This window comes from Litchfieldella qijiaojingensis (assembly GCF_014651875.1).
In the GTDB taxonomy this organism is placed as follows: domain Bacteria; phylum Pseudomonadota; class Gammaproteobacteria; order Pseudomonadales; family Halomonadaceae; genus Litchfieldella; species Litchfieldella qijiaojingensis.
Genome location: NZ_BMXS01000018.1, coordinates 1 through 26650 on the forward strand (window position 1 = coordinate 1; position 26650 = coordinate 26650).

Below are 26650 nucleotides of genomic sequence, written 5' to 3' on the forward strand. Positions count from 1 at the left end.
ATATCCGGCCGCGCAAACGTTTCGACTTCAAGTGCCCCATCGAAATGATGGAAGAGCTGATGGCGAAGTGTCACGAAGGGCCATCATCAATCCAATGACTGTGTTGCACTCAGAACCTGCATCCGCCCACCTTCGGCCCCTTATTATCACAGAACCCTTTCAGCAAGCCGGAAGGGAAATGCTCCGGCGCATGCCCATTGGATGTCATAGAAATCCTGCCATTTTCGTGCGCACTTTTGACATTTTCTCTTTGTTGGCCCCAAGAACGCAGCAACTAATGTCGCAGCGTGCGCCGTATACTGATTTTCGGTATAGCGAATATCGGGTGGGCTGCTACAGGCGATCGGGCAGTGACCGGAGAGATCGCATTGAGGGCCTGGAAGAGTATCTGGAGGCCTGCGTCCTCCTCGGCTTCGACCGACGCTCGATAATCCCGAAATCACATAAGGTCACCTGCCGTGTCACCATCGATAAAGCGCATCCCAAGCGATGAGAATCTTCCTTCCTCGGCTGACGTCGTCATTATCGGCGGCGGCATTGTCGGCGCGACCGCCGCCTATTTTCTGGCCAAGAGGGGCCATTCGGTCGCCCTGATCGAGAAGGGCTATGTCGGCTGCGAGCAGTCGAGCCGTAACTGGGGCTGGTGCCGACAGCAGAACCGTGATGCCCGTGAACTGCCGCTCTCCGGTACAGCCATGCGGCTATGGGGCGAACTCACGACGGAGATTGGCACGGATCTCGGGTTTCGCCGCTGCGGCCTCAAGTACGCCACCGACGATGCCAAGCAACTCGCCGAATGGGAAAACTGGCTGGAGACGGCGCGCCAGTTCGACATCAATACGAGAATACTGAGCCCGGCGGAGGCGACCTCCGCAATCCCGGCCGTGGGGCGCAATTGGCTGGGCGGCGTCCATTCCGTTGACGATGGCAAGGCGGAACCCGCCATCGCGGCGCCGGGGATTGCCGAGGGTGCGCGCGCGCTCGGCGCCAGCATCCACCAGAACTGTGCCGCCTACGGTCTCGATGTGACCAATGGCGCGGTGACGGGCGTGATCACCGAAAAGGGGGTTATCCGGACCCAGTCGGTCCTGTGTGCCGCCGGCGCCTGGGCATCGGCGTTCCTTCGGCGGCACGGGATTCGCTTCCCCCAGGCGAGCGTGCGCCAGACCGCGCTGCGTACGCGCCCGATGCCGAATATCGGGGAGGTGATCTACACGCCGGACTGCGCGCTTACCCGCCGCCTCGACGGCAGTTATACGATGGCCATCAGTGGTAAGGCACGGCTTGAAATCACGCCGCAGGGCCTGCGCTATGGGAAGGCCTTTCTGCCCATGTTCATCAAGCGGTTGGGCGCCATGGAGTTCGGCATCGGCAAATCTTTCGTTCACGGCCCGGAAGGGCTGGCGGGCTGGGATTCGGATAAGCCGTCCTCGTTGGAGCGCATCCGCGTGCTCGATCCCGCGCCCAGGTCCGAGGCCATTGCCGAGATCCTGAAGCGGGTCAGAAAGCGGTACCCGGCTCTGGCGAACGTCGAAGTGGCCGAGTCCTGGGGTGGCTATGTGGATTGCACACCCGATGCCGTGCCGGTGATCTCCGCCGTGGATGGGATGTCGGGTTTCTTCCTTGGGGCGGGTTGTTCCGGACATGGCTTCGGTCTGGGTCCGGGAATCGGCCATTTGGCGGCTGACCTGGTCGCCAACGATACCCCCTGTGTCGACCCCAAACCCTACCGCCTCTCGCGTTTGATCGATGGCTCGAAGGTGGAAGTAGGCGCGCTTTAACTCGGGTCATCCGTGACCAGCGACGCTCTTATCGTCGGCAACGCTATACCAGCGCGGCGTTTTAAACAGGCTGTCAGGCAGCGAAATGTAGAATCAGGAGAGTCAATATAATGGTTAATCAGGCTTCCGTGGAGAAAGCCACGCTTCAAACGATCGAAACCCCATGTCTGATCGTTGATGCGAACCGCATGGACCGCAATGTCCAGCGTCTGAAGTCCCACCTGGCCACCCTCGGGCCCAGGTTGCGGCCGCATCTGAAAACAGCGAAATCGGTGGGGGTGGCCCGCAGGGTCATGATGAGCGACGCGGGTCCGGCAACGGTTTCGACGTTGAAGGAGGCGGAGCAATTCGCCGCAGCCGGTGTGCGTGATCTCATCTATGCCGTCGGTATCGCACCCGGCAAATTGGGCCGGGTGCTGGCCTTGCGCGCCGAGGGTGTGGATCTTGCCGTCATACTCGACAGTGTCGAGCAAGCGCGCCTGGTTGCCGACGCTTCTAGCGAATCGAACACCCGCATTCCCGCGCTGATTGAAATCGATTGCGACGGCCATCGTTCGGGCGTGTTGCCGGACGACGCCGAAAGACTGGTAGAAATCGGCCGCGCCCTCCACGAGGGGGGTGCTGAGTTGCGCGGGGTGCTCACCCATGCCGGCGGCAGCTATTCCGCTCGGGGTCGAGCGGCGCTCGAGCAGTGCGCCGAAGAGGAACGCGCGGGTGCGGTCAAGGCGGCACAAGCCCTGCGTGAAGCCGGGTTGCCATGCCCTGTTGTCAGTGTCGGGTCCACGCCCACGGCCCATTTCAGTCGGGACCTCACCGGCGTTACCGAAGTCAGGGCCGGCGTTTTCGTCTTCTTTGACCTGGTCATGGCCGGCATCGGCGTCTGCACGGTCGACGATATCGCCCTCTCGGTACTAACGACGGTTATCGGGCACCAGCCGGACAAGGGATGGATTCTCGTCGATGCGGGCTGGATGGCCATGTCCCGGGATCGTGGTACCGCGAAACAGGATGTCGACCAGGGTTACGGTCTGGTCTGCGACGTGCACGGCAAGCCCTATAACGACTTGATCGTGGCGGATGCCAATCAGGAGCACGGCGTTATCGCCCTGCGCTCCGGATCAAAGGGCACCCTTCCCGATCTGCCGATCGGCACTCGGATCCGCATCCTGCCCAATCACGCCTGTGCCACCGGTGCCCAGCATGGCAGCTATCATGTGGTTCGCGACGGTTCCGATGTCATTGAGGCCGAATGGCCGCGATTTGGAGGCTGGTGATGAGCGATAACAACCCCTCCGATATTGCGACAGTCCTGACTGATCAGGCCCCTGTGCCGGCCGGCCACTATGTCCAGGCCACGGTCTGTGGCGGGATGGTCCATGTGTCGGGCCAGTTGCCGGTTCGCCCCGACGGTACCCACGCTCCCGAAGTCTCTTTCCAGGATCAGGCACGGCAGGCGCTGGACAATCTGCTGGCGGTGGTAAGGGCTTCCGGCAGTTCGCCGGAACGACTTTTGAAGGTAACCGCGTATATTGTCGGCGTGGAGAATTGGCCACAATTCAATTCGGTCTATGCCGAAGCTCTCGGCGACATCAAGCCAGCCCGCGCCGTGGTTCCCGTTCCCGAACTTCATTACGGCTATCTGGTGGAAATCGATGCCGTCGCGGCCGTCGATTCGACATAACCGGTGAAAGCGGGTTATCCCAACGAGTTGGCGTAACAATGCAGAGGGCCGAAGGTATGACTCGTACCTTCGGCCCTCTGCATTGTCACAGAACCTTTCAGTGCGCCGGAACAAGGCGATGCTCCGGCGCGTTGCGTCTCAGTCGTGGACGGCTTGGACGACATAGAACTTCGCTACTCGCTCTGTGCTTTCCCATCCGACGGATGTGCCCTTGGGCACGAAGAGCGCATCGCCAGCGCCCGCCGTCAGCACGCCGCCGTCGGAGAGGGCAAATTTCACACGACCAGCCACCAGATGCATGAACTCATTCTTGCCGTGAGGTCGAATGATCCGGTGATATCCCGTGGAATCCCAGGTGCCTGCGAGATACTGCGCCTGGTCGTCGGTAAAGACGTTGTCGCTGCGGCATTCCGGGGCCGGGCCAAGCAGGACTTCTGCCGGCAGCGTCGCGGACGGCTTGAAGTCAGCGTCCGGGCTGAGCGGGGTGAGGCCAGGCATCGGCGAAGCGGCCCCGGCAGCCGTACAAAACACGAAGCGGGTGCCGGACTGGGCCTGGATGTGAACCTCCGTTCCGCGTCCCACAACGACGCCCCACCCTGGAGCGACGACCAATGGCTCCGCTCCGGCTTCGGTCAGCGTCAATTCGCCAGTGACGACCACGATCGTTTCAAGGTGCGGGAAGCTCGAAACACTGAGCTCTCCAGCGAAGCTGACACGGCCCGCGGCCATGGCGTCCGGTCCGTCCCAGGCAATTTCACGATGCTGCGCGAAGGGGTCCGCCTTCCCGAATGGCGTCTTGCGAAATGCGGTGTCGATGGATGCGCCGTCGGCGCGATGTAGCATTACGGCTAAGGTCATGATGGCTCCCGTGCTCGATCACACGTGATGATGATGGGTTGATGACCGGCATTGCGCCGGTGCTGTAGTGGTCGTCAGGCCTACTGGAAACCGAGGACGGATTTCGTCTCCAGATACTCTTCCATGCCCTCGATCCCGTATTCGCGACCATTTCCCGAACGCTTGTACCCGCCGAAGGGTGCGTTGGGGTCCCAGGCCGGGTAATTGATGTGTACCTGTCCGGAGCGGATCTGAGCCGCCACTGACCGTGCCACCTCGAGATCCCCGCCTTGGACATGGGCGCCGAGGCCGTAGATGGTGTCGTTGGCAATCGCCACCGCCTCATCGATACTGTCATAGGGAATGACACAGAGGACCGGCCCGAAAATCTCCTCCTGAGCGATCCTCATGTGAGACTGCACGTCGGAGAAGACGGTGGGGCGTACGTAGAAGCCGCGGTACAGACCCTCGGGTCGGTCAGGGCCGCCACAGACGAGCCGTGCGCCCTCGGCGATCCCCACGGCTATCATGGCCTGCACCCGCTCGAACTGGGCGCGGTTCGCCACGGGGCCATGGGTCGACAGCTCTGAACGCGGATCGCCGACGACCATCTCGGATACCGCGGCGCAGGCGAGACGCTCGACCTCCTGGAGGTGCTGGCGGGGCACGATCATGCGCGTTGGCGCGCTGCAGGACTGCCCGAGGTTGCGGAAAGCGGCCGCCACGCCGGGGGCGATGGCACGGCTTAGGTCTGCATCCGGCAGGATGACGTTGGGGGACTTGCCCCCGAGCTCAAGAGCCACCCGTTTCACCGTCGGGGCGGCCGCTTGGCTCACCAGGACACCGGCCCGGGTCGAGCCGGTCAGCGAGATCATGTCCACGTCGGGATGGGCCGACAGGGCAGCGCCAACCCCCGGGCCATCACCGTTCACGAGGTTGAATACTCCCGGCGGTATGCCAGCATCCTGCATCACCTCCGCGAAGAGCAAGGCGCTAAGGGGCGACAGCTCACTTGGCTTTAGCACCACCGTACATCCCGCTGCCAAGGCGGGGCCCACCTTGGCGGTGATTTGGTAGAGCGGCCAGTTCCAGGGGGTGATCAGACCGCACACGCCGATCGGCTCGCGCAGGATGGCCGTGGTGCCGCGATGGGTGATGAAGGGATAGGTGGCCAGATTGTCCCGGGCCACGCAGATGTGCTCCGCCGCAAGCTTTACCTGAGTGCTGCGCGCATAGCCGATGGGCGCGCCCATTTCCAGCGAGAGGGCATGGGCGAACAGTTCCGTCCGCTCGAGGATCAGGGCGTGGATGCGATCCAGAAACTGGGCCCGGCTCTCGGGCGAGGTGGCGGCCCAGCCCGCGAACGCGCGCTTCGCCGCGGCCACCGCCGTGTTGACGTCCGTGCTGCTGCCCAGGACGATCTCGGCGACGGACTCCTCCGTCGAGGGGTCGATGACACCGGTTCGGGCCAAGGGTTCAGATAAGGTCCACTCGCCGCCGATGAACATGCGATCAAGACGGTCTGCGTTCCTGAGATGTGCAATGGGTGAGATCATTGGAATCGATCCTTTAGACGGTAGTAGGCTCCCACGATGGGCAAGAACCACGGAGTGCCGAAGTGGCCGGGTATGGCCGGCCAGTGGAAGTCTTTCCACGGGTTAAGCTCGGCGCGTCCGTCCATCACCTCGGCCATCACCGTCCCCATATAGGTCGACATCTGGGTACCGTGGCCGCTGTAACCCATCGAATAATAAATCCCGTTGCGCTCACCGGCCCGAGGCAGGCGATCGCGAGTCATGTCCACCATGCCGCCCCAGCAATAGTCGATACGCACATCGGCGAGTTCCGGGAACATCTCGCACATCGAATTGCGCAGGATAGCGCCGCTCTCGGCATCCGACTTCGGATTGGAGACGGCGAAGCGGGCGCGACCGCCAAACAGCAAGCGGTTGTCCGGGGTCACCCGGCAATAGTTCACCAGGTTCTTCGTGTCCACCGTCATGCGCCGGGTCGGCAGGAGCCGGTCCAGCACGTCGATCGGAAGCGGCTCGGTCACGATAATGAAGGCCCCCACCGGAACGATGCGGCGTCGGATCCAGCCCAACGGGCCGACATTCGAGGTGCCGCTGGCGAGCAGCACCTGAGATGCGGTGATGCGTCCTTGGGGTGTGGTGACCTCGTGTCCCCCGCCGGGCAGTGGGCGCAGCCCCATGACGGGGGTGTGCTGATGGATCTGCGCGCCGCGACGGGCAGCGGCCTCCGCAAGGCCCGTCACGTAACGTCCGACATGCATGCCGGCGCTCTTCTCGAAGATCATGCCTCCGAAGTACCGCTGCGAGCCCACCTCAGCCGGCAGGTCCGCTCGAGACACCATGCGCGTGTCGGGATCCACCTGGGCGGCGAGCAACTCCTGGGTGCGGGCAAGCTTGTCGTAGTGCTCGGGTTTTGCGGCCAGCTTGAGCTTGCCCGTCCGGGCGAAGCTGCAGTCGATGTCCTCTTCCCGCACCAACCGCTCCACGGTGTCCACTCCCGCATCGAAGGCGCGATAGAGGCGGTTGGCCGTTTCCATGCCCAGCTTCGCCGACATGACGGCGTAGTCCTGAGCGAAACCATTGTTGCACATGCCGCCGTTGCGGCCTGACGCGGCGCTACCCACGGTTTCCGCCTCGCAAAGCACGACGCGCGCGCCTTTCTTCGCCAGGGCCAGCGCGGCCGAAGAGCCGGTGAGTCCGCCCCCCACTATGACCACATCCGCCTTGCCCGCGACCGGCTCTTTCGAGACGCCGGTGAATGCGGGGGCGGTATCCAGCCAGTACGACTTGAGTTTCATAAACCCCTCACTTTCTTTCCGCTGTCAGAGGACACCGCCTCGATCGCGATCAGATAGCCGTGGTGAAGTTCCGCAATCGGCACGACGCTGCGCGCGGGGCGATGTGCGGCGCTCATTTTGAGGTCGGTTCGGAAGCAGTAGGCGCCAATGCGCGTTCCGCAACCGTACAGAACCAGCGCACGCCAAGCGGCAGCGCTTCGTCGTTGAAGTCGTAGCAGGGATGGTGCAGCGCACATTCACCCCCCTGCCCGAGCCAGAGGTAAGCACCCGGCCGCTCACGCAGGAAGAAGGCGAAGTCCTCCGACGTGAACGCCGGTCGCGCCGCGAGGCTCGCCTGCAGCCCCACGGATGCGGCCGCTTCGATCGCCAGCAGCGCTTCGGCCTCGCTGTTCACCGTTGCCGGATAGTAGCGGAGATAGTTCACATCGGCTTCGACACCGTGCGCGAGGGCGATACCTGCCACGGCGTCGCGCAGCGCGCCTTCGATGCGATCCTGCGCCGCAGGGTCGAAGCTGCGGACCGTGCCGGTCAAGGCCACCTCGGCCGGCAGCACGTTGTGGCTCGCCCCGCCGCTCACATGCGTGACCGACAACACCGCCGACTCTGCCGGATCGATGCGCCGCGCGACTATGGTGTTCAGCTGCCCGACGAGCTGGCTTGCGGCCAGCAGCACGTCGGGAGTGAGGTGCGGCTGAGCCGCATGGCCGCCGCGGCCACGCAACACGATATCGAAGCGGTCGGCCGCCGCCATTATCGGACCAACGCGCGTCTGCGCGTGGCCGAGCGGCAGGTCCGGCCAGTTGTGCAGGGCATACACGGCATCGCAAGGAAAGCGCTCGAACAGGCCCTGCTCAACCATTACGCGCGCACCGCCGTGCCCTTCCTCAGCTGGCTGGAAGATGAAGTGCACGGTGCCGTCGAAGCGGCGCGTGCGCGCGAGTTGTCGCGCCGCGCCGAGCAGCATTGCGGTATGACCATCGTGGCCGCAGCCGTGATGCACGCCGGCGTTACGGCTCGCATGTGCGAGACGCGACTGTTCGGTGATCGGCAATGCGTCCATGTCGGCACGCAGACCGATGCTGCGCGTGCCCTGGCCGTGCCGCAGTGTACCGACCACACCGGTGCCCGCGATGCCTTCGTGCACCTCGAGCCCAAGCTGATGCAACTCCGCCGCAACGATGCCGGCAGTGCGCTCTTCCTTGAAGGCCAGCTCCGGATGCGTGTGCAGGTCGCGCCTCAACGCGACCAACTCGGGCAACAGGTCGTCGATCATGTCGGCCGCCATCACTGCCCAGCCTCGACCGCATCGGCGAACGCTAGAGTAGACAAGTTCTCCAACGAATCTCTGGGTTCTGCCCCTTTGACGAGAGGCGACTGAGACGTAACGGTGCTCATTTGGAGTGCTCCTAACCTAATGATTGACTGCAAAGCGCAAACAGACGGGCGTTTCCAGAAGGCTGCGGTGGCGCTCCCCGCACCATGGCCGTCACCGTGTCAACGCGCTTCAAGCCTCTTGTTTCCAGCCATGAACCGAGGTCGGGGGTGGTGGAGATGTCCACCCGTATGAAGGTGTCCGGCAGTTTGGAGATGGCGTCCTCTATGAGGGCCTGTGCGTGCGTAACATCTTCCGCGACCACAGGACCGATCACATGGCCGCGGCCGAAGCGTCGGCAGGCGGCGTAACCAGTCACGACACCGTTGCGGACAATGACGCTCAGCCGCCCTGCCTGCGCCAGACGCTGCAAGAGACGGCCCCTCGGCATGCCAACTGTCTCGCTATCCAGCTTATCGATCATTGGCAGGTCGCAGACCCCGGCGGCCCGGACCCAGCCCAACTCTGGGGAAGACAATCCCGGCGTAGGCACACCTTGATGCTGATACACCTCTCCAATGGGCAGGAACCCGCAGCGACTATATAGCCCCAAACCCTCCCGTGTGGAATTGAGAAGGAGGGTCTGCGGTCCCGCGTCATCCAGAAGCGCGTCGAAGAGGCGTGCGCCATATCCGCGCCCCTGGGACGCGTTCGCGACGATGATCATGCCAAGCGTGGCGAATGCATGACCATACTGCCACCGCATGGCGGTACCGATCAGCCTACCAGCCTGCTCGAGCGCCCAGCCCTCTCCCAGTCCTTGGGCGAAGGCCCAATCCTCCAGCCGATAGGGCCAACCCAACTCGGACGATAGCCCCAACGCCTGTTGCAGGTGCGCGGAAGTGAATCTTGTCAGCTCCGGAGCCCGCACTTCCACTGCCTCGTTAGTTCGCTCTGACATCTCACCGCATCTCTGCCGTTCATTTGTTATCAGTGTACGTGGCCCGGCGATGTCAGTTGTGCTGTACTCGTCCGGATCCGACATATTTTCCGCTGAATTGCGCAATGACGACGAAACAAGATGCCGGAGCATGAGGACAAGACCGAGGCTGTTGCAATCATCCTCGTCCTGTTGCATCAGCGCACGGATCACATACCCCATACTTCTCGATCATGCGACCGAAGCGACTGTTGTTCGGATAGCTCGGCACGCCCTCGAACATCAGGGTGGTGGAGCCGAATGGCGCGTACGGAACTTATTGAGCTGCGGCTTGCATGCAGCGTGTTCTGTACTGACGCGGCGTCATTCCACACAGGCGTTTGAAGTGCCTCGCCAAATGACTTTGGTCGAAAAAGCCGACCTCGCTGGCAACCTCCGTAGGCCGCTGTCCCTGCTCCATCATGAACTGCGCCTGCCGGACCCGTACCTGACAGACATAGCGATAGGGGGAAACCCCGACACGCTGACGGAATTGCTTGGCCAGACTGAAACGCGTCATCCCTACACATTCCGCCAGATCGTCGAGGTTGATCGGCTCGTAGAAGTACTCATCGATATATTGCTTGGCCATCGCGACCGCCAGCGCCGTGTCTTCTTCGGCTCCCGTCCCGTCGGTCACAGAGCCGCCGTCATGCCATGCAGGTGAGCCTCTCCGATTCACGTTCATGTTCAGCACTCTCAAACCAAAGTCACCGGAATCTCCCGTGCGACCGGAAACGGGCACAGTTGCAGCGAAGACCTCAGTGCCCGCGCCAGGTTGTGTCTCAGGCCGCGATCAGAGCCCGACCAGTGCCGGCAGACCGCCGAGATCGCTAATCTCGTGATAGTTGTAGTAGGGAGTCGACGGCTCATGGCCTCGGGCGACAAAAACCTTGTTCTTGATGCCGATATCGTGGGCCGACATCAGGTCGTAACGCAGGCTCGAAGACACATGCAGAATGTCCTCCGGGCCGCAGCCGAGTTGGTCCAACATATATTCGAACGCTTTCAGATGAGGCTTATACGCCTGCGCCTGCTGTGCGGTATAGACGCGATGGAAGGGGGCGCCCAGCTTCTCGATGTTGTGCGGAATCTGCACGTCCATCGCATTGGTCAATGCCACCAGAGGATATTCTTGGGCCAGGCGCGCCAGGGCTTCCGGAACGTCCGGATGCGGCCCCCAACTCGGGACTGCGTCATAGAACTTCATACCTTCGTTGTCGCGGTATTCGATCCCCCAGCGACGGCAGGTGCGCCGTACGGCGTTGCACACCACCTGATCGTAGGGCTTCCAATCGCCGAGGACTTCGTCGAGCCGGTAGGCCGCGAAATCGCGGGTGAACTGATCCATATCGGCCGCCGCGATGCGGTCGGCGAAGATTTCGCACGCTGTAGGGGCCATCTGAAAATTGATCAGCGTGCCATAGCAGTCGAAGCTGATGTATTTGGGCCTCAAGGTGGTCATCTTGGTATACTCCGCTTAATCCATGGGTTAGTGTTCATCCGAAATCCGCTCGCCCGGATTGACTGAATGCTGAAGAGACCCTTCCCCCGGAACCCCGTTCGGTACAGGCCTGCTCCTGTAACAATTACACCACCCTTGAAGAGCGACTTTGCCTCGATTTCACCTCGCTCGGACACAGAAACATTGGTATTCGCCGCACCACACGGCAGAAACTGCCGCGCAGAAAACAAAGGCTATCGATTGCCCGGCTATCTCGCACCAACCCGGCAAGAACGTCCTAGTATTGGTGCCACTCCAATGCCAGACTAAAATCCCCACGGTGGAACCTTTTACACATCACCATCAGTGCCAGTCGTACACCCATAGCCGATCACCGGTGCTGCTATGCCAGCCTGGCAGTCCCAGAAAAGAACTCGTCGAGGAAGTCATGTCAGTGTCCAACGAGATGTCAAAGCGCCTGCAGACCTACGAGCTGACGATAAGAGACATTCAGGAAGCCGATATCGACAAGCTGCATCAGTTGTCGGTGGGTGTCGGCTGGCCGCACAGACCCGACGATTGGCGCCTGCTGCTGCAACTCGGGAAGGGCTATGTCGGTTGCGACGAGATCGGCCGGATCGTCGGCTCGGCGATGTGGTTCCCGATGGGGGACAATTTCGTCACGATCGGAATGGTCATCACATCGCCGCGGCTCCAGGCGTTGGGAGCCGGACGCTGGCTGATGGAACATGTGATGCGAGAGTGCAGTGGCCGCCACATCCAATTGAATGCGCCCCAGGCAGCCCATCGCCTCTACGAATCCCTTGCGTTCAAGCCTGTTGCCGTGGTTCACCAGCATCAGGGCGAGGCGGTCGATCCCGGCGAGGTCCCAATGCCGGCCGGCGCGCAGATTCGCACGCTTGCCGCAACGGATCTGGTGGACATGGCCCAGCTCGACAAAGCAGCCTTCGGAGCAGACAGAACCACCATTCTCGCTGCGCTTCTCGACCGCTCCAACAGCACGGTGCTGATACGCGACGGGGGCATGGCCGGCTTTGCACTGTGCCGCAAGTTTGGCCGCGGCCATGTCGTAGGTCCGGTTGTCGCGAGAGATGCCGCCGACGCCATCGCCCTGACCGCTCCCCATGTGGCGGCTCATGCAGGAAGCTTTCTCCGGGTCGACACGGCCCAGACCATGGGCGGATTCACGGACTTCCTCAACCATTGCGGCCTATCGGAGTTTGACAGGGTGACAACGATGTCCCGCGAGCCAAGGCCACAGGAGGATACCGGAGTCTACACGTTTGCACTCGCGGGCCATACCATTGGCTAGGGCGTGACACGATCACAACGGCCAAGTGTCACTCTGTACATGGCTGATGACAGGGCGAGCCGAGCGCAAACTGATCACCTCGGTTGCAAGTCATCGCCCGCCGAATTTTGTGCCGGAAAGCTGGATGACACTGGCACTATCTGCGCTTCATCCCTCTTCTGCAAAGGTTGCTGCCGAATTGCGCCCAATCCGCGCCATTAAGCAAGAACGTCCTAGTATTCGCTGTTCTCAAACGCCAGAGTAACAAGGGATACGGAGGAACTTGTCATGGAAACCCAAAACTCTAAAACTGAAATTACCTACCGGCGCATGTTGGAAAGCGACCACCCTGCCGCTTATCAGTTGTCGCAGGCGGTGCGCTGGCCGCACCGCCTGGAAGATTGGCAATTCCTGCATCGGGTCGGCAGCGGCTTTGTCGCCGAGCGTAACGGCCAACCCATCGGCACAGCGCTATGCTGGAGCCATGGCGACGACTACGGCTCGCTCGGTATGGTGATCGTCTCACCAGAGGCACAAGGTAACGGCATCGGTGGCGAACTGATGAACCGGCTATTGGTGGAACTCGGCGAGCGCAACACCCTGCTCTGCGCCACCCCTGCCGGGCAGCCGCTCTATGAACGGCTCGGTTTCAAGGCGATCGGCAGGATCCATCAACATCAGGGAACCATCGTTCAGCCCGAAGTCGTGGCACCTCCCGCAGGTGAAAGTATCCGTCCGATCGAGAGCGATGACTGCCCCAGACTGGCAGAACTCGCTGCCCGCGCCTGCGGTATGCCGCGTGCTACACTGCTCAATTCGCTGCTGAACGTCTCCGAAGGTATCGTCCTCGACAATGACGGCGAGCTAACCGGTTTCGCGTTGATGCGCCGTTTTGGACGCGGTTATGTGATTGGCCCGGTGGTCGCGCTCGATGCTGATCGCGCCAAGGCCATGATCAGTTACTTGATTGGCCTCTGTGTCGACTCTTTTGTGCGTATCGACGTGCCTGACTCATGCGAATTGAGCCCTTGGCTCAACGAGATTGGACTCGTGCAGGTGGATACTCCCGTCGTCATGGTACGCGGTGAGCCCCCGCATGCGGATCCCAGCATGCGCCAGTTTGCCGTCAGCGGCCAGGCGATTGGCTAAGGATTATCCCAAAGCTGGGAATGGCCGCAGCCCTCTACCCTGATGACATGGAACTTCGAATGGATGTCGATTATCGACGCCTGCCTGAGAACAATGCCCATGGTGCCCGCATGCCATATCCTCAATCAGGCTATTAGCGAGTCCCTTAGTAAGGAACGATGAGAAATGAGTTTTCTCTACAAGTCCGAGCCAGTCCGCGGCGCCCGCTGGGCGGAACTGTTCGCGGCACAGGCACCGGAGATCGATTTTCATATATGGCCATCCACCGGCGACCCGGCCCAGGTCCGCTATCTAGCCGCCTGGCAGCCGCCGGAACACCTTGCAGATACCTTTCCCAACCTGGAACTGGTGTTCTCGATTGGAGCCGGTGTCGATCAGTTCGACCTTTCCTGCATACCGGCCCATATACCGGTCGTACGTATGGTCGAAGCCGGCCTGGTCGCCGGCATGATCGAATATGCCACGCTGGCCGTACTAGCCGCTCATCGCGATTGGCTTACCTATATCGCCCAACAACGCGAGGGCGTCTGGAAGCCGATGCCGGTCCGCACTGCGAGCTCGCGACGTGTCGGGGTGCTTGGCATGGGCGTCCTGGGCAAAGCGGTGCTCGAGAAACTGCACGGCTTCGGCTTCCAATGCGCAGGCTGGAGCCGCTCCGAGAAAGACATGCCTGGCATTGAATGCTTCGCCGGCGAAGACGGACTGCAGAACTTCCTTGCGCGTACCGATATCCTGGTATGCCTACTACCGCTGACTGCCGAGACTCGCGGCATTCTCTCGCATCAGTTGTTCCGTCACCTTCCGCAAGGCGCCGTTCTGATCAATCTGGGACGAGGCGACCACCTGGTCGAAGCCGACCTGCTGGACGCCCTCGACAACAATCAGCTCTCGGCAGCGATTCTCGATGTCTGTCGCGTCGAACCTTTGCCGCAGAATCATCCTATCTGGCGTCATCCACGCATCCTGTTGACACCCCATATTGCCAGCATGACCCAGCCGGATACGTCCGCCGAGGCCGTGCTCGACAACATCCGTCGCCACCGCGAAGGGCTTCCGCTGATCGGCCTGGTGGACCGAGAACGTGGTTACTGAGTCTGTCGCATCGCCCGGCTATCATCATCGATTCCGTAGTAATTGCAGTATGGCGTTTGTCCAGCGCAGGCGTGCTGCGATACCAGTCGTGAGCGACGCACCGGGTTAATGGTGCGTCGCGCTATCACCTGTTACTATCCGTCTGATCGACTGAACCGACCGGAGTTCTCGATGAGCAGCGCACCTAAACTGGATCGCCTCGATATACGTATTCTGAGCCATCTGCAGCGTCACGGTCGGATTTCGAATGTCGATCTGGCCGATGCTGTCGGCCTCTCCCCCAGTCCCTGCCTGACCCGCGTCAAACGCCTCGAGAAGGCTGGGTACATCACCGACTATAGCGCCAATATTCAGCTCGAAAAGCTGGGCAGCATCCAGAGGGTCTTCGCCCAGGTTACACTGTCCGACCACAGGCTCGAGGATTTCTCCCGGTTCGAGTCCTACATTCGCAAGGTGGACGAAGTCATGGAGTGTCATCTGGTAAGCGGCGGCTTCGATTATCAGTTGACGTTCCTGACCCGCAATGTCGTCCATTACCAGAATGTCATGGAAGATCTGCTCGAGCAGCGCATCGGCATCGATAAGTATTTCAGCTTTATCGTGATCAAATCCCCCATCGTCAAGAAGTACTACCCGATCGAAAACCTGCTCAGCACCAATGAGTGAATATGCGATACGCTGGGTTCCCCCCACCGACCCGGCCACGGCATAAGCTTCCGAATCCTCCCTGGAAAACGCACGATCCTGCGATTTCAACCTCCCATTTCGACAGCCCCAGTCGAGTGGAAATGCCTACCATAGTGTCAACGCTACGGCCTTCACGACCGGGCTGAAACCGGAGGCAGCGACATCCCGCTGCCCCAGTTATCGACTCCCATCCGACATTACAAGGCAGCAGACATGGCTCTCAATCTCGATCGTCCCGACCTCCTGCGCACCAATAACTTTATCGGCGGGCAATGGTGTAGCAGTGTCGTCGGCGCAAGCTATCCCGTCTGCGACCCGGCGACCGGTGAAGCCATAGCGACCGTTGCCGACAGCACAGCAGCAGATGCACAGGCAGCCACTGTCGCGGCACACCGTGCGTTCGACTCCTGGCGTCAGCAGCCGGCAGCGGTGCGTGCGCAGCTCCTCAAACGCTGGCACGCGCTGATCCTGGAACATACCGAGGATCTCGCGCGACTGATTTCCCGCGAGCAGGGTAAGCCGATGTCGGAAGCGCGCGGAGAAGTGGCCTACGGCGCCTCCTACGTGGACTGGTTCGCGGCCGAAGCGGTGCGCAGCTATGGCGACATCATCCCCGCGCCGGTGCGCAGCAAGAAAATGCTGGTCACCAAGGAGCCGGTCGGGGTGGTGGCCGCGATTACGCCCTGGAACTTCCCGCTGGCGATGATCGCCCGCAAGATCGCACCGGCACTCGCCGCCGGCTGTACCGTTGTCGCCAAGCCGGCCGAGGATACGCCCCTGACCGCTCTCGCGCTGGTCGCACTGACCGAGGAAGCCGGGCTGCCAGCAGGCGTGCTGAATATCGTCACGTCCTCGCGCGAACAGGTATCCGAGGTCGTAGGTGCATGGCTGGACGATGCCCGGGTACGCAAGATCACCTTCACAGGCTCGACGGCGGTCGGCAAGCTGCTCGCCCGGGATTCGGCGCCCACACTCAAGCGCCTCTCGCTCGAACTCGGCGGCAATGCTCCCTTCATCGTATTCGAGGATGCCAACCTCGATGCAGCGGTCGAGGGCCTGATGGCTGCCAAGTTCCGCAACGGCGGCCAGACCTGCGTCAGCCCGAACCGGGTCTATGTTCACGACTCGGTCTATGAGGCCTTCGCCGACAAGCTGGTGGCTCGCGTCCAGTCTCTTCGAGTCGGTCCCGGCGATCGCGATGACAGCCAGATCGGCCCGATGATCAACGCCCGAGCCGTCGACAAGATCGAACGTCACGTGCAGGACGCCGTGGCCCGCGGCGCCAGTCTGCTGACGGGCGGCCAGCGCCTGAGCGGCAGCGATACCGATGGGCCGAACTACTACGCCCCCACCGTCCTCGGCGATGCCAGCCACGAAATGGAACTGGCGCAGGACGAGACCTTCGGCCCGGTGGTCCCCCTGTTCCGCTTCCGGGATGAGGAGGAAGTCGTGGACGCGGCCAACGACACGCCCTACGGTCTGGCCGCCTACTTCTACTCCCACGATGTCGCCCGCATCTGGCGCCTCGCCGAGCGGCTGCAAACCGGGCTCGTCGGTATCAATGAAGGCGCGCTCGCCGCCGAGTCGGCCCCCTTTGGCGGGGTGAAGGAGTCGGGCTACGGACGCGAAGGCTCGCGCTACGGCCTCGATGATTACATGGCGACCAAATATCTGTGCCAGGGCAATCTCGCCTGAAACTTTGCGTGCTCGTCATGCCGTCATTGCACCACTTGCGCCCCTGTGTAACGCTCGACCGTTTCGGCAAACTGCTGAGCTGAACGGACAAATAGAGCATTGACGCAGGTAACCGCTTTGGCAGTGTGGCTGTATTCGCTCTGAAGCGGTATAACAATTGATAGCCAGGCCAGGAGACCCCTATGCCGGCTCCCTTGATAACGATTCCGTCCACGCCTGACCTGCCAAAAAGCGCCGATGCGGTCGTCATCGGCGGTGGCATCATCGGCGTGTGCGCGGCCTATTTCATGGCGCGCCAGGGCCTGAATGTGGCCCTTCTCGAGAAGGGTCGCATAGGCGCCGAACAATCCAGCCGAAACTGGGGCTGGTGCCGCCAGCAGAACCGCGACGCGCGCGAACTGCCATTGTCGACCAAGAGCCTCGAACTCTGGGAAGAGATTACCGTCGACCTTGGCGAAGATCTCGGTTTCCGTCGCTGTGGGCTTCTCTACCTCTCGGACAATCAAGCCGAGTTGGACGGCTGGAGCAAATGGCGCGATTTCGCGATCACCCAAGGGGTCACGACGCACATGTTGAGTGCAGCCGAGGCCTCGGAGCGCGGTCAAGCGACCGGCAAGCCTTGGAAAGGAGGAGTGTTTTCACCCTCTGACGGCATTGCCGATCCGTCCCGGGCTGCGCCGCTCATTGCCAAGGGCATTCTCAAGCATGGTGGTACGGTACATCAGTTTTGTGCGGCACGCGGAATCGAGACTGAGGCGGGACGGGTATCGGGAGTGATTACCGAGAAAGGGGTGATCAAAACCACTCAGGTCGTGATGGCCGGCGGTGCCTGGGCCTCGTCCTTCTGCCGCCAGCTCGATATCCGCTTTCCGCAGGCATCGGTCCGCTCCTCCATTCTCTCGGTCATGCCAGGCGCCAAAGGTCTGCCCGATGCTCTGCACACAGCGGAGGTATCGGTCACCCGACGCGGCGACGGCGGCTATACCCTGGCGGTTTCGGGACGGGCCAATGTGGATCCGACTCCCCAGCAGTTGCGGTTCGCAACGAAGTTTCTGCCAATGTTCGCCAAACGCTGGCGCATTCTCTCCCCCGGTGACCTGCAGGGCTGGCTGTCCGGTCACGAGACCCGCAGCAAATGGGCGCTCGACCGCCCCACCCCGATGGAGCGTATCCGCATCCTCGACCCACGCCCGTCGGAGGGAATTCTGAATGAAACCTTGTCCCGCGCACGGCGCCTCTTACCCGCTCTCGGCACTGTGCCGATACAGGCGAGCTGGGCGGGCTATATCGACAGCACGCCCGATGGCGTACCGGTAATCGACGAGGCGTCGAACCTGCCCGGCTTCCTGCTGGCCGCCGGTTTTTCCGGTCACGGCTTTGGTATCGGTCCCGGCGCCGGACGTCTGATCGCCGAAATGGTGATGGGCAAAACGCCTTTTGTCGATCATCGCCAATACAAGCTTGCTCGCCTGAACCAAGGAGCCTGGGGCAAGGTATCCGAGTTCTGACACTTCCCTTGTGATTAGCGGGAGCGCTGCTCCCGCATTTTTTTATCGCACGCACCACCCTGGAAGGAGCAACGCGATATCGACCGGTGGATATCCCATTTATAGACGTTCCACTCTGCCACCTGCCGTTGGCCAAGTGCCATGCAGGTCATCGATCACGATAGGATGGGAGTGACGCCGCCCGAGGGCATCAGTCAGGTGCGGATCATCCAAAGGCAGATCCGCGTGCACATGCTCTATCGTGACGGCCAATCTCGCAGGCCATGCACGCATGGCCAGTAGAGTACCCAGAAGTGCCAGTAGGCACAGCACCAGGAAAGCGGACTCCAGGCCGAACCAAGCGCCTACCACTCCAGCTGTAGGATAGGTTACCAGCCATGCCGCATGGGCAATGGAGAAGTGCGCCGCGAACACGGCTGGGCGGTCAATTTCCCTTGTCGAATGGATCAACACCCGACCTGCGGTAGTCACACCCGCCCCAAGGGCAGCACCCAGTAGTGGCCACAGCAGCAACAAGCTCCACAGGGCTTGAGGGGCCAGTGTCCCGATGCCCAGCGCAACCACTGTGGCGATGCAACCCGCCAGCATGATGGTCCTGTCCTTTACACGATCGAGCAAATGCGGCACCAGCAGCGCCACCGTCATCGAGCCAGCACCAAAACATGCCATGACCAGTGCCACGTCACGTTGACCCAGTTCCAGGATACTCTGCACGTAAACCACGGTGTTCACCGCCACCATGGCGCCGCCTGCAGCAATGGCGAAGTGGATGGCGGTGAGCCCTTTCAAGCTGGGAGTATGGAGGAAGATCTTGACGCCACGCAGTGCGCGGGTGGCGAAGGAACGCTGCTCGGCACGTTCGAAATGGGGAAGTGTCGTCATCGCGATGATCGCGGCCGAAGCAAACAGCCCCAGTGACGTACCGACGAACAATAGGTTGAAGGAAACCAGGGTCAACAGGTAAGCCGCCAGTAGTGGGCTCATCAGGTTTTCCAGGTCGTGCGCCAGTCGTGTCAGGGAGAGTCCCTGGACATAGAGCCGCTCCTCACGCAGAACGCCAGGAATCGTCGCCTGCAACGTCGGTGTGAAAGCCGCCGAAGCGGATTGCAACACGAAAATCAGCACATAGATCTGCCACACCGCGGTGACAAAGGGCAGCAGGAGTACCACGGCACCGCGCAGCAGCTCCAGCAGAATCAGCACCGAACGTCGGGGCAAACGCTCGGCGACGGCTTGAGCCAAGGGCGCTACGACGACATAGGCCCCCATCTTGATCGCCAACGCCGTACCCATGACCACCCCCGCCCGCTCCTCCGCCAGCTCGAAAGCCAGCAGTGCCAGGGCGATGGTGGTCAGGCCGGTTCCCAGCAGTGCGATGCACTGGGCCGAGAATAAACGACGGTATCGCCAGTCGCGCAACGGCTCGAACATGATCTGCGCCGCTAACCGGCCAAGCGTTCGCGGTGGTACACCGGAACGTCAAGCGTGGTGTTCGAGGGCATGAGTGTCGTTCTCTATTCTTGTTGATCCAAGTACAGGGCTGGGGACTACCGCATTTCTGCCATATCCGTACGGTTGGCGAGGCTATCTCCTTCTTCTACAGCGGAATGAAATGGGCAGCGGACCTGGTGCCCATCGCTAATCGCAATCAAATCCGGGAGAGCTCGCGCGCACTCCGGCCTGGCGATGGGACAACGGGGATGGAAACTGCAGCCAGGCGGGGGTGCGACCGGGCTTGGCGGCTCACCACGCGCCGAGGCACACCCTACCAGCCCCTTCTCCTCGAGCATGGAGGCATTGATCAGCGAACGGGTGTAAGGATGACGAGGCTTCTTGAAGAGCTCCTCGCTTTCGGCGATTTCCACGATACGCCCCAGATACATCACGGCGACCCGCTCACACAGGTAGTGCACCACGCGCAGATCATGCGAGATGACCACCAGGGTGAGGTTGTAGCGCTTCTTTAGCGCAGCCAGGAGATTGAGGATCTGGGATCGCATGGATGAGTCCAGCGCCGAAGTCGGCTCGTCACACACCAGCACTTGCGGCTCGAGCAGAAGGGCACGAGCGATCACCACCCGCTGCAGCTGACCGCCGGAGCACTGGCTGGGGAAGCGGTTGATGAAACTCGGATCCAGGCCGACATCGTCCAAGGCGCGGATGATCCGCTGCAGCCTCTCGGGCCTGGTTCCGATGCGGTTCTGGGACAGCGGAGCATACAGGCTGCGGCCTATCGTCATGCGAGGGTCCAGCGCACTGAAAGGATCCTGGAAAACGAGCTGCACGGTGCGCCGCAGCCGCTTGCGCGATTCCCCCCTGACCGATGAGACATCAATGCCATCGATGTCGATATGCCCCGATGTCAGTGACGACATGCCGAGAATCAGACGTGCCAAGGTGCTCTTGCCACAGCCCGATTCACCCACCAGCCCCAGGGACTCACCTGGTGCGACCGAGAGACTGATGCCATCCACGGATCGCACATTCCGACGCTGACGAAAGAGACCTCCACGTAACGGATAGTACTTTACGGCATCCGTTATCTGGAGAATCGGTGACGTGGCGTGGGATGCGGTTCTTGGCTCAGCAGTCATCACGATGGCCCTCCTCGTCGGACTGGCAAATCTTGATAGCCTGTACCTGCATATCATTCGGTGCACCGATCCAGCACCGCGCACAGCAGCCTGGACCCCCATGCTCGACCATGGGCGGAGCCAGTCGTGAGCAGATTTCGGGATGCCCCCACTTTTCGGCGACCTGACAGCGTGAACGGAACCGGCACCCCTCGACCTTGGACAACAGTTCGGGAGGATTGCCGGGAATGGCATACAACTGCCCCGTCTCATCCGCTTCCAACAGGGCGCAGTGGATCAACGATTGGGTGTAGGGGTGCTTCGGGTTACGCAGGATCTCCTGCGTCGTCCCCTGTTCCACGATCTCTCCTGAATACATCACGGCCACGCGGTCCGCTATCGCCGAGACGACGGAAAGGTCATGAGTGATCAACAGGATGGAAAGATCGCTTTCGCGACGTTTGCGATCCAGAAGCTGAAGGATCTGCGCCTGCACGGTGACATCCAAGGCGGTCGTCGGCTCATCGGCGATGAGGAGATCGGGCTCGGCACTCAGGGCTGCCGCAATCATCACACGTTGAGCCATGCCACCGGACATCTGGTGCGGATAACACTTCATCCGTTCTTCCGGCTCGGGAATCCCTACATCGCGGAATAGCTGCAAGACCCGCTCATGTTCTTCGACGGCGGAAAGGTGACGGTGGACATGCAGTGCCTCGGCGGCCTGGGCACCAACGGTGCAAGTCGGGTCCAGCATCACATGTGGCTGCTGAAACAGCATGGAGATTCTGGCGCCACGGAACTCATTGAATTTCTCCTCGGACAAGGAGAGAACTTCATCTCCACAAACCCGTACCGATCCATTGAGAATCGAAATACCGGAAGGCATCAGCCGCATCAAGCTACGTGCAGTCATGCTCTTGCCGGATCCTGATTCACCCACCAGTGCCACGACTTCGCCGCGCCGAATGGTCAAGTTCAAGTCATTGATGATAGCGCCGACGCCAGGAACACCTACCGTGAGGTGCTCGACTTCGAGAACCGGTGCACAGACTTCCGGTCGTGCCTGGTGCTGCATTATTGTTTGATTGACAAGCATCTAGAACCCCCTTGTTGTGATTATGCGGGTGATTGTGTCTAGCCACGCTCATTCAGTTTCAGTTCTGCCGACTCAGCTTTTCTCCGCACGAGTGGCACTCGTTTGTGCCGTTCCTTGTCTCGCTTTTTCCCACGCATTGCGGATGGTCTCGACCGGCTCCTGGAGGTGATCGGCGATCGCTGCTTCTAGTTGCTCCGCATCACCACTCGCTATCAGGTTCGCCAAGTACTCATGCTCTTCAATCAGCCGCCCACGTCCGCGGTATACCCCAAGCAACTGGTTGAGGCAGAGCCCCATTTCCGCCATGAGCGTAGTGAACAAGCGTGACAGCCGCTGGCTGCCGGCAGCATTCACCAGCTCGGAGTGAAAGCGGATATCCTGGGCAGCGACTTCAGCCCAGTCTTCCTGTTCGGCAGCTATGCGCATGGATTCCACGATTGACAGGAGCCGTTCGGAAAGTCCCTGCCTGGCATCGGAGTGGACGATTCGCCGCAATGCCGCACGCTCCACGGCGTCACGAGTAAAGTAGATATCTTCGAGATCGTCTTCGGTGAGTTCCGGTACGAATACTCCACGATGAGGCACACTGATCAGCAACCCTTCCTGCAGAAGACGTTGAATCGCTTCCCTGACCGGCCCACGACTGACACCACAGCTTTCCGCAACCAGTTTCTCGTTCAATTGCATGCCCGGGGGATAGACGCCGGAGAGAATCGCATCACGAATTTGTTCGGTCACCATGCTGGACATGGTCAATCGAAGCACGGGTTTTGGTCCTGAATGTAACTTCATCATGGCGCAATCCTTCATCATCATTAGTGAAATATCAGTCACTTATTATCATGCCGCCACTTCATTTTTTCATCCATGTGTGCTTCAAGGCCTTGTCCGATCAAGGTGACACTCAGTGCGGTAATGAAGATCGCCAAACCGGGAATCAGTACCAGGAAAGGGGCGCGATCCAGGTAGGGCAAAGCTTCCGCGAGCATGGCGGCCCAGTCCGTGTCGGGCGGTTGCACCCCGAGCCCCAGGAAGGACAGGCTGCCCACCGTAATCAACTTGTGGCCGAAACGCAGGAAGGCGATGGTCGCCAAGGGTCGGAGCACGTTCGGAAGCACGTGATACAGGATGATGAAGGTGCGGGAACAGCCGAGTATCTCCGCCGCCCGGATGTAATCCTTGGCATTGATCTCCAGTGCCAGCCCGCGTGTCATGCGCGCAAAGGGCGTCCAGCCAGTCAGGGTGAGCGCCAGGATCAACGTGCCGTAACCGGGCCCCAGAATGGCAACCAGGAACAGCGCCACCAGCACATCCGGAAACGAGATCACCAGATCCACTATACGCATCAGGAATTCGTCAACGGCTCCGCCGATCCTGGCACTGATCGCCCCCAATAGCGTGCCGACCACGGCCGCGATCACCAGGGTAATGGCAGTAATGGAAACCGAGAACTGGCCGCCGTAGAGCAGACGGCTGAAGACATCACGGCCCAGGTGGTCGAGCCCCAGCCAGTGTTCTGCACTGGGGCCCGAAAAACGACCCGAGAGCGTCATGCTCGAGGGATCGTGTAGTGCTATCCAAGGCGTGAGAAGCAACAGTACGATCACTGTGGCGAACACGCTGCTGGCCAGCAACAGCGTACGGTTGTGTTGGGAGAGATGGGCGAGGAAGGACCATGCCATGTGCACGTTGCCCATTCTTGATCTCATGCCTTTCACGATGTCCGGAGACACTGGGGTTTCAAGCTGCGGCATTGTTGAACCTCACTACCGGGTTGAGAACGGTGTAGGCCAGGTCCGTGAGCGTATTGATCAGCACGGCAAAGGTGACGATAGCGACAAGCCCTGCCTGGAGGACGGGGAGGTCGCCATTGACGATTGCCGAGTAAACCAGCCGCCCCATGCCAGGCACCGCGAAGATGACCTCTATGACGACCGCACCACCGAGCAGACCCGCCATCCACACGGAAAACAGCGTGATCACGGGCAACATCGCATTGCGCAAGCCATGGGCGATCAGCGTGCGCCGGATGCTGAGCCCCCGGCTGTGTGCCGCCACGATGTGTGGCGAGTTGAGCACGTCGATCATCGATGCCCGCATGACCTGGGTGAAATAGCCCATGGGACGAAGAGACAAGGCCAGGGCCGGCAGGATCACCGATTCCGGCCCACGCCAACCGGCGGACGGCAGCCACCCCAGGTAGAGGGCAAAGACGAGAATGCTCATGGGGGCAAGCCAGTACTCGGGCACTGCAACGAATGCCTGGTTGAGCGATTTGATGATGGAGTCGAATGCACTGCCCTGACGCAGGGCCGCAATGCTGCCGCAGGGGACGGCTACCGCGAAGGCGAAGCCCAGGGCGGCCAACGTCAACACGATGGACACCTTGAGCGCCGACCAGACTTGCTCGATGACCGGTTCACGGCTCATGTACGAGTTGCCGAAATCGCCGATCACGGCATTACCCAGCCAGTCCAGGTACTGAACCAGCAAGGGACGGTGCATCCCCAGCTCGATGCGCAGCGCCTCGATGGCAGCCGCATCCAGATCCAGACGGCCGAAGCGTGCCCGGGCAAGTGCCCGTACCGGATCCGTTTCACCTACGTAAGGAATCAGGAAGACCAGAAACGATACGACCAATAGAGCCAGTGCAAGCACCGCAAGTCGGCGCAATATGAAAATCCACATGCTGTCAGACCTCCCAATGATCGAATGAACCCCGCTTCGGAGCGGCACAGTGGTTCGGGAAACGCCGACATGCCGTGCTCGCCAGCGTTTCCCTCCCCGAGTGTCACTACTGGGAGTTGATCTTCAGGTCCTTGTGCAAGGCGGTGCGCTCATAAGCATGCACCTGGTAGTTCTCCACGTTCTTGGATACCGCCTCGCTGATGGTCTCGTGGATCAGGAACACATTCACCGCCTCCTCCTGCAGGCGTGCGGCAATATCCCGATAGATGGCATTGCGATCCTCGGGCTCCACCATGGCACCGGCTTTTTTCAACTGTGCGTCCACTTCCGGATCGCAGAACCCGGCCAGGTTATAGCCGCCGTCACAACTGTAGTCCGCTTCCAGCGTGCCAATCGGATCGGCGACATCGGTGAGGTAACCTCGCGACAGCAAGACCATGTCGAAATCGCCTGAGAGCAGTTGCGGCTCGATCGCCCCATATTCAGACACCCGAATGTTGACTTTCATGCCCAACTGCTGGAGCTGGAACTGTATTACCGCGGCAACGTCAGCCAGCGCCGGACGCTCCACATAAGCCAGCAACTCGAACTGAAGCTCACTCGCCGGCACCCCCGACTCAGCCAATAGTTGACGAGCCCGCTCCAGGTCCTGGGGTATGACGGCTGCACTCTCCGGTGCCCAGGGTGTGTTCGGCGAGAACTGCCCCACCGCAGGATTCACAGAGCCTTCATAGACCGCCTCGGCGATACCTGTCACGTCGATAGCACTCTGAATCGCCTGGCGAACCTTCATGTTGTCCAGCGGCGCGGCACGATTGTTGAGGTAGAGCGTGGTGGTCCGCGGCGCCTCGATGGTTTTCACCTCCACCGTCTCCGAGCGCTCCAACTGCGCCAGCGCCGACGCCGGTAGTTGGCGAGCGATATGAATTTCCCCGGTTTCCACCATCACCGAACGCACTTTCCCGTCAGGGATGTAGCGCACTTCCGCTTCAGCCAACTGCACCTCGCCACCCCAATAGTTTTCGTTGCGCTTGAGTTCCAGTCCCTGGCGGGGAAGCTCACGAACGATCTCGAATGGGCCGGTACAGTGCCCTACGGGGTTGATGCGGTCGTTGGCGAACGCCTCTGGTGCCAGGATACCGGTATTGGTGCTGGCCAGACGGTTGGGCACGAAGACATCCGGCCCCTTGGTCACGATACGTACGCTGTGCTCACCTGCCGGCTCCACGGACTCGATCACCTCGGGATTGAATCCCCGCGGCGGAGAAGCCACATTCAGCACCCGGTTGAGGGCATCGCTGACCAGTTGCGGCGTCAACGCGGTGCCATCATGAAATGCCACCCCTTCGCGCAACTGGAACTCCCACACCGTAGGCGACACCTGCTCCCAGGACTCGGCCAGCGCCGGCTTTATCGAGGCGTCGTAGTCCATGTACGTGAGCGACTCCAGGCAGCCGGCCCGCGACAGCACGTAGGAGTCGATGGTCTCCAGCGCCCACCCCGAAGCCGGGGTGAACAGCTCACCAAAGACGACCTTTCCGCCGGAGGCTGCCGAGGCCGAAGCGGCCATAGGACCGATCATGGCAGCGACCGCCACCCCTCGGAGCAGGGAAGGAGCTGTCTTCAGGCAATTTCGAACATTCAACATTGTCTACCCCTCTAGCTTGTTATTGTGCGAAGCAACATGTAGCGAAGAACCTCTCGCGGGGCATCCTGCCTCTCTTGTTCTTATTCTTTTGGGTGTGCCGTGATGGCAATGTTTAGAAACCTAGACCTTCCCATACTGGGAAGGTCAAGAAACCAGGCCGGGCACACCTTGATGTTGTCCAGCGACGCGCGCTGGTGGTTCATATACAGCGGCGTGGTCCACGGCGTCTTGATGATGTGCACCTCTACGACGAGTGCCCTGCATAGCCCCTCCAGGGCGAAGAAACATGAAGCGAAGGGTCTCTCGCAGAACATCCTGCCGGCTATGTTGTTATT

General features: G+C 61.0%; 23 protein-coding genes. 9 read left to right on the forward strand and 14 right to left on the reverse strand.

Going from position 1 to position 26650, the window contains the following annotated elements:
- The first annotated feature begins 458 nt into the window (after positions 1-458).
- The 3 genes from IE093_RS15750 to IE093_RS15760 all read left to right on the forward strand — a co-directional run bounded on the left by IE093_RS15750 (position 459) and on the right by IE093_RS15760 (position 3462).
- Entirely contained in the window at positions 459-1781 is a 1323-nt protein-coding gene (locus tag IE093_RS15750) for an NAD(P)/FAD-dependent oxidoreductase (protein WP_189470834.1), read from the forward strand.
- 110 nt (positions 1782-1891) lie between these two features.
- Complete coding sequence (locus IE093_RS15755) at positions 1892-3055, forward strand: DSD1 family PLP-dependent enzyme (RefSeq protein WP_189470835.1); 1164 nt, start codon at positions 1892-1894, stop codon at positions 3053-3055.
- Positions 3055-3462, forward strand: a complete 408-nt coding sequence (locus IE093_RS15760) for a RidA family protein (protein ID WP_189470836.1) — start codon at positions 3055-3057, stop codon at positions 3460-3462. Before IE093_RS15755 ends, IE093_RS15760 begins: the two co-directional genes overlap by 1 nt.
- Positions 3463-3600: 138 nt before the next feature.
- On the opposite strand, the gene IE093_RS15765 is transcribed toward IE093_RS15760, so the two are convergent.
- The 7 genes from IE093_RS15765 to IE093_RS15795 form a co-directional block, all read right to left on the reverse strand.
- The gene (locus IE093_RS15765) at positions 3601-4320 is read right to left on the reverse strand and encodes a cupin domain-containing protein (protein WP_189470838.1); all 720 of its coding nucleotides are present in this window, start codon (positions 4318-4320) and stop codon (positions 3601-3603) included.
- An 80-nt stretch (positions 4321-4400) separates the two neighbouring features.
- Complete coding sequence (locus tag IE093_RS15770) at positions 4401-5855, reverse strand: aldehyde dehydrogenase family protein (RefSeq protein ID WP_189470840.1); 1455 nt, start codon at positions 5853-5855, stop codon at positions 4401-4403.
- Positions 5852-7129, reverse strand: a complete 1278-nt coding sequence (locus IE093_RS15775; RefSeq protein ID WP_189470842.1) for an NAD(P)/FAD-dependent oxidoreductase — start codon at positions 7127-7129, stop codon at positions 5852-5854. Before IE093_RS15775 ends, IE093_RS15770 begins: the two co-directional genes overlap by 4 nt.
- Before the next feature lie 112 nt (positions 7130-7241).
- Complete coding sequence (locus tag IE093_RS15780; RefSeq protein WP_229803643.1) at positions 7242-8402, reverse strand: M20 aminoacylase family protein; 1161 nt, start codon at positions 8400-8402, stop codon at positions 7242-7244.
- 133 nt (positions 8403-8535) lie between these two features.
- Complete coding sequence (locus tag IE093_RS15785) at positions 8536-9603, reverse strand: GNAT family N-acetyltransferase (RefSeq protein ID WP_229803645.1); 1068 nt, start codon at positions 9601-9603, stop codon at positions 8536-8538.
- A gap of 94 nt (positions 9604-9697) precedes the next feature.
- A complete protein-coding gene (locus IE093_RS15790) occupies positions 9698-10108 on the reverse strand; it encodes a helix-turn-helix transcriptional regulator (RefSeq protein ID WP_189470846.1) in 411 nt (136 codons plus the stop codon).
- A 108-nt stretch (positions 10109-10216) separates the two neighbouring features.
- The gene (locus IE093_RS15795; RefSeq protein WP_189470848.1) at positions 10217-10885 is read right to left on the reverse strand and encodes a haloacid dehalogenase type II; all 669 of its coding nucleotides are present in this window, start codon (positions 10883-10885) and stop codon (positions 10217-10219) included.
- A 427-nt stretch (positions 10886-11312) separates the two neighbouring features.
- Here IE093_RS15795 and IE093_RS15800 point away from each other — a divergent pair, with 427 nt between their 5' ends.
- The 6 genes from IE093_RS15800 (at position 11313) to IE093_RS15825 (ending at position 18307) form a co-directional block, all read left to right on the forward strand.
- Positions 11313-12197: a GNAT family N-acetyltransferase gene (locus IE093_RS15800; protein WP_229803647.1), complete on the forward strand. Its 885-nt coding sequence runs from the start codon at positions 11313-11315 to the stop codon at positions 12195-12197.
- Positions 12198-12464: 267 nt separating this feature from the next.
- Positions 12465-13325, forward strand: a complete 861-nt coding sequence (locus IE093_RS15805; RefSeq protein WP_229803648.1) for a GNAT family N-acetyltransferase — start codon at positions 12465-12467, stop codon at positions 13323-13325.
- 165 nt (positions 13326-13490) lie between these two features.
- Positions 13491-14417, forward strand: coding sequence for a 2-hydroxyacid dehydrogenase (locus IE093_RS15810; RefSeq protein WP_189470850.1), 927 nt, complete (start codon positions 13491-13493; stop codon positions 14415-14417).
- A 171-nt stretch (positions 14418-14588) separates the two neighbouring features.
- Positions 14589-15083, forward strand: coding sequence for an Lrp/AsnC family transcriptional regulator (locus IE093_RS15815; protein ID WP_189470851.1), 495 nt, complete (start codon positions 14589-14591; stop codon positions 15081-15083).
- A 234-nt stretch (positions 15084-15317) separates the two neighbouring features.
- Entirely contained in the window at positions 15318-16799 is a 1482-nt protein-coding gene (locus IE093_RS15820; protein WP_189470853.1) for an NAD-dependent succinate-semialdehyde dehydrogenase, read from the forward strand.
- A gap of 182 nt (positions 16800-16981) precedes the next feature.
- Positions 16982-18307, forward strand: a complete 1326-nt coding sequence (locus tag IE093_RS15825; RefSeq protein ID WP_189470855.1) for an NAD(P)/FAD-dependent oxidoreductase — start codon at positions 16982-16984, stop codon at positions 18305-18307.
- 99 nt (positions 18308-18406) lie between these two features.
- On the opposite strand, the gene IE093_RS15830 is transcribed toward IE093_RS15825, so the two are convergent.
- From IE093_RS15830 to IE093_RS15860, 7 genes are all read right to left on the reverse strand, one after another.
- Complete coding sequence (locus tag IE093_RS15830; protein WP_189470857.1) at positions 18407-19738, reverse strand: MFS transporter; 1332 nt, start codon at positions 19736-19738, stop codon at positions 18407-18409.
- Positions 19739-19854: 116 nt separating this feature from the next.
- A complete protein-coding gene (locus IE093_RS15835; protein WP_229803649.1) occupies positions 19855-20781 on the reverse strand; it encodes an oligopeptide/dipeptide ABC transporter ATP-binding protein in 927 nt (308 codons plus the stop codon).
- A 109-nt stretch (positions 20782-20890) separates the two neighbouring features.
- A complete protein-coding gene (locus IE093_RS15840; protein ID WP_189470861.1) occupies positions 20891-21979 on the reverse strand; it encodes an ABC transporter ATP-binding protein in 1089 nt (362 codons plus the stop codon).
- A 72-nt stretch (positions 21980-22051) separates the two neighbouring features.
- Positions 22052-22813: a GntR family transcriptional regulator gene (locus IE093_RS15845; protein WP_189470863.1), complete on the reverse strand. Its 762-nt coding sequence runs from the start codon at positions 22811-22813 to the stop codon at positions 22052-22054.
- A complete protein-coding gene (locus IE093_RS15850; RefSeq protein WP_189470865.1) occupies positions 22810-23676 on the reverse strand; it encodes an ABC transporter permease in 867 nt (288 codons plus the stop codon). Before IE093_RS15850 ends, IE093_RS15845 begins: the two co-directional genes overlap by 4 nt.
- A 43-nt stretch (positions 23677-23719) precedes the next feature.
- Positions 23720-24667: an ABC transporter permease gene (locus IE093_RS15855; protein ID WP_189470867.1), complete on the reverse strand. Its 948-nt coding sequence runs from the start codon at positions 24665-24667 to the stop codon at positions 23720-23722.
- A gap of 106 nt (positions 24668-24773) precedes the next feature.
- Complete coding sequence (locus tag IE093_RS15860) at positions 24774-26249, reverse strand: ABC transporter substrate-binding protein (RefSeq protein ID WP_189470869.1); 1476 nt, start codon at positions 26247-26249, stop codon at positions 24774-24776.
- Positions 26250-26650: the final 401 nt, after the last annotated feature.

Bases quoted from the DNA above. Each gene is read 5' to 3' on its own strand.
- IE093_RS15755 (WP_189470835.1), top strand. From the start codon at position 1,892: ATGGTTAATCAGGCTTCCGTGGAGAAAGCCACGCTTCAAACGATCGAA.
- IE093_RS15760 (WP_189470836.1), top strand. From the start codon at position 3,055: ATGAGCGATAACAACCCCTCCGATATTGCGACAGTCCTGACTGATCAG.
- IE093_RS15765 (WP_189470838.1), bottom strand. From the start codon at position 4,320: ATGACCTTAGCCGTAATGCTACATCGCGCCGACGGCGCATCCATCGAC.
- IE093_RS15770 (WP_189470840.1), bottom strand. From the start codon at position 5,855: ATGATCTCACCCATTGCACATCTCAGGAACGCAGACCGTCTTGATCGC.
- IE093_RS15775 (WP_189470842.1), bottom strand. From the start codon at position 7,129: ATGAAACTCAAGTCGTACTGGCTGGATACCGCCCCCGCATTCACCGGC.
- IE093_RS15780 (WP_229803643.1), bottom strand. From the start codon at position 8,402: ATGATCGACGACCTGTTGCCCGAGTTGGTCGCGTTGAGGCGCGACCTG.
- IE093_RS15785 (WP_229803645.1), bottom strand. From the start codon at position 9,603: ATGGGGTATGTGATCCGTGCGCTGATGCAACAGGACGAGGATGATTGC.
- IE093_RS15790 (WP_189470846.1), bottom strand. From the start codon at position 10,108: ATGAACGTGAATCGGAGAGGCTCACCTGCATGGCATGACGGCGGCTCT.
- IE093_RS15795 (WP_189470848.1), bottom strand. From the start codon at position 10,885: ATGACCACCTTGAGGCCCAAATACATCAGCTTCGACTGCTATGGCACG.
- IE093_RS15800 (WP_229803647.1), top strand. From the start codon at position 11,313: ATGTCAGTGTCCAACGAGATGTCAAAGCGCCTGCAGACCTACGAGCTG.
- IE093_RS15805 (WP_229803648.1), top strand. From the start codon at position 12,465: ATGGAAACCCAAAACTCTAAAACTGAAATTACCTACCGGCGCATGTTG.
- IE093_RS15810 (WP_189470850.1), top strand. From the start codon at position 13,491: ATGAGTTTTCTCTACAAGTCCGAGCCAGTCCGCGGCGCCCGCTGGGCG.
- IE093_RS15815 (WP_189470851.1), top strand. From the start codon at position 14,589: ATGAGCAGCGCACCTAAACTGGATCGCCTCGATATACGTATTCTGAGC.
- IE093_RS15820 (WP_189470853.1), top strand. From the start codon at position 15,318: ATGGCTCTCAATCTCGATCGTCCCGACCTCCTGCGCACCAATAACTTT.
- IE093_RS15825 (WP_189470855.1), top strand. From the start codon at position 16,982: ATGCCGGCTCCCTTGATAACGATTCCGTCCACGCCTGACCTGCCAAAA.
- IE093_RS15830 (WP_189470857.1), bottom strand. From the start codon at position 19,738: ATGTTCGAGCCGTTGCGCGACTGGCGATACCGTCGTTTATTCTCGGCC.
- IE093_RS15840 (WP_189470861.1), bottom strand. From the start codon at position 21,979: ATGCTTGTCAATCAAACAATAATGCAGCACCAGGCACGACCGGAAGTC.
- IE093_RS15850 (WP_189470865.1), bottom strand. From the start codon at position 23,676: ATGGGCAACGTGCACATGGCATGGTCCTTCCTCGCCCATCTCTCCCAA.
- IE093_RS15855 (WP_189470867.1), bottom strand. From the start codon at position 24,667: ATGTGGATTTTCATATTGCGCCGACTTGCGGTGCTTGCACTGGCTCTA.
- IE093_RS15860 (WP_189470869.1), bottom strand. From the start codon at position 26,249: ATGATCGGTCCTATGGCCGCTTCGGCCTCGGCAGCCTCCGGCGGAAAG.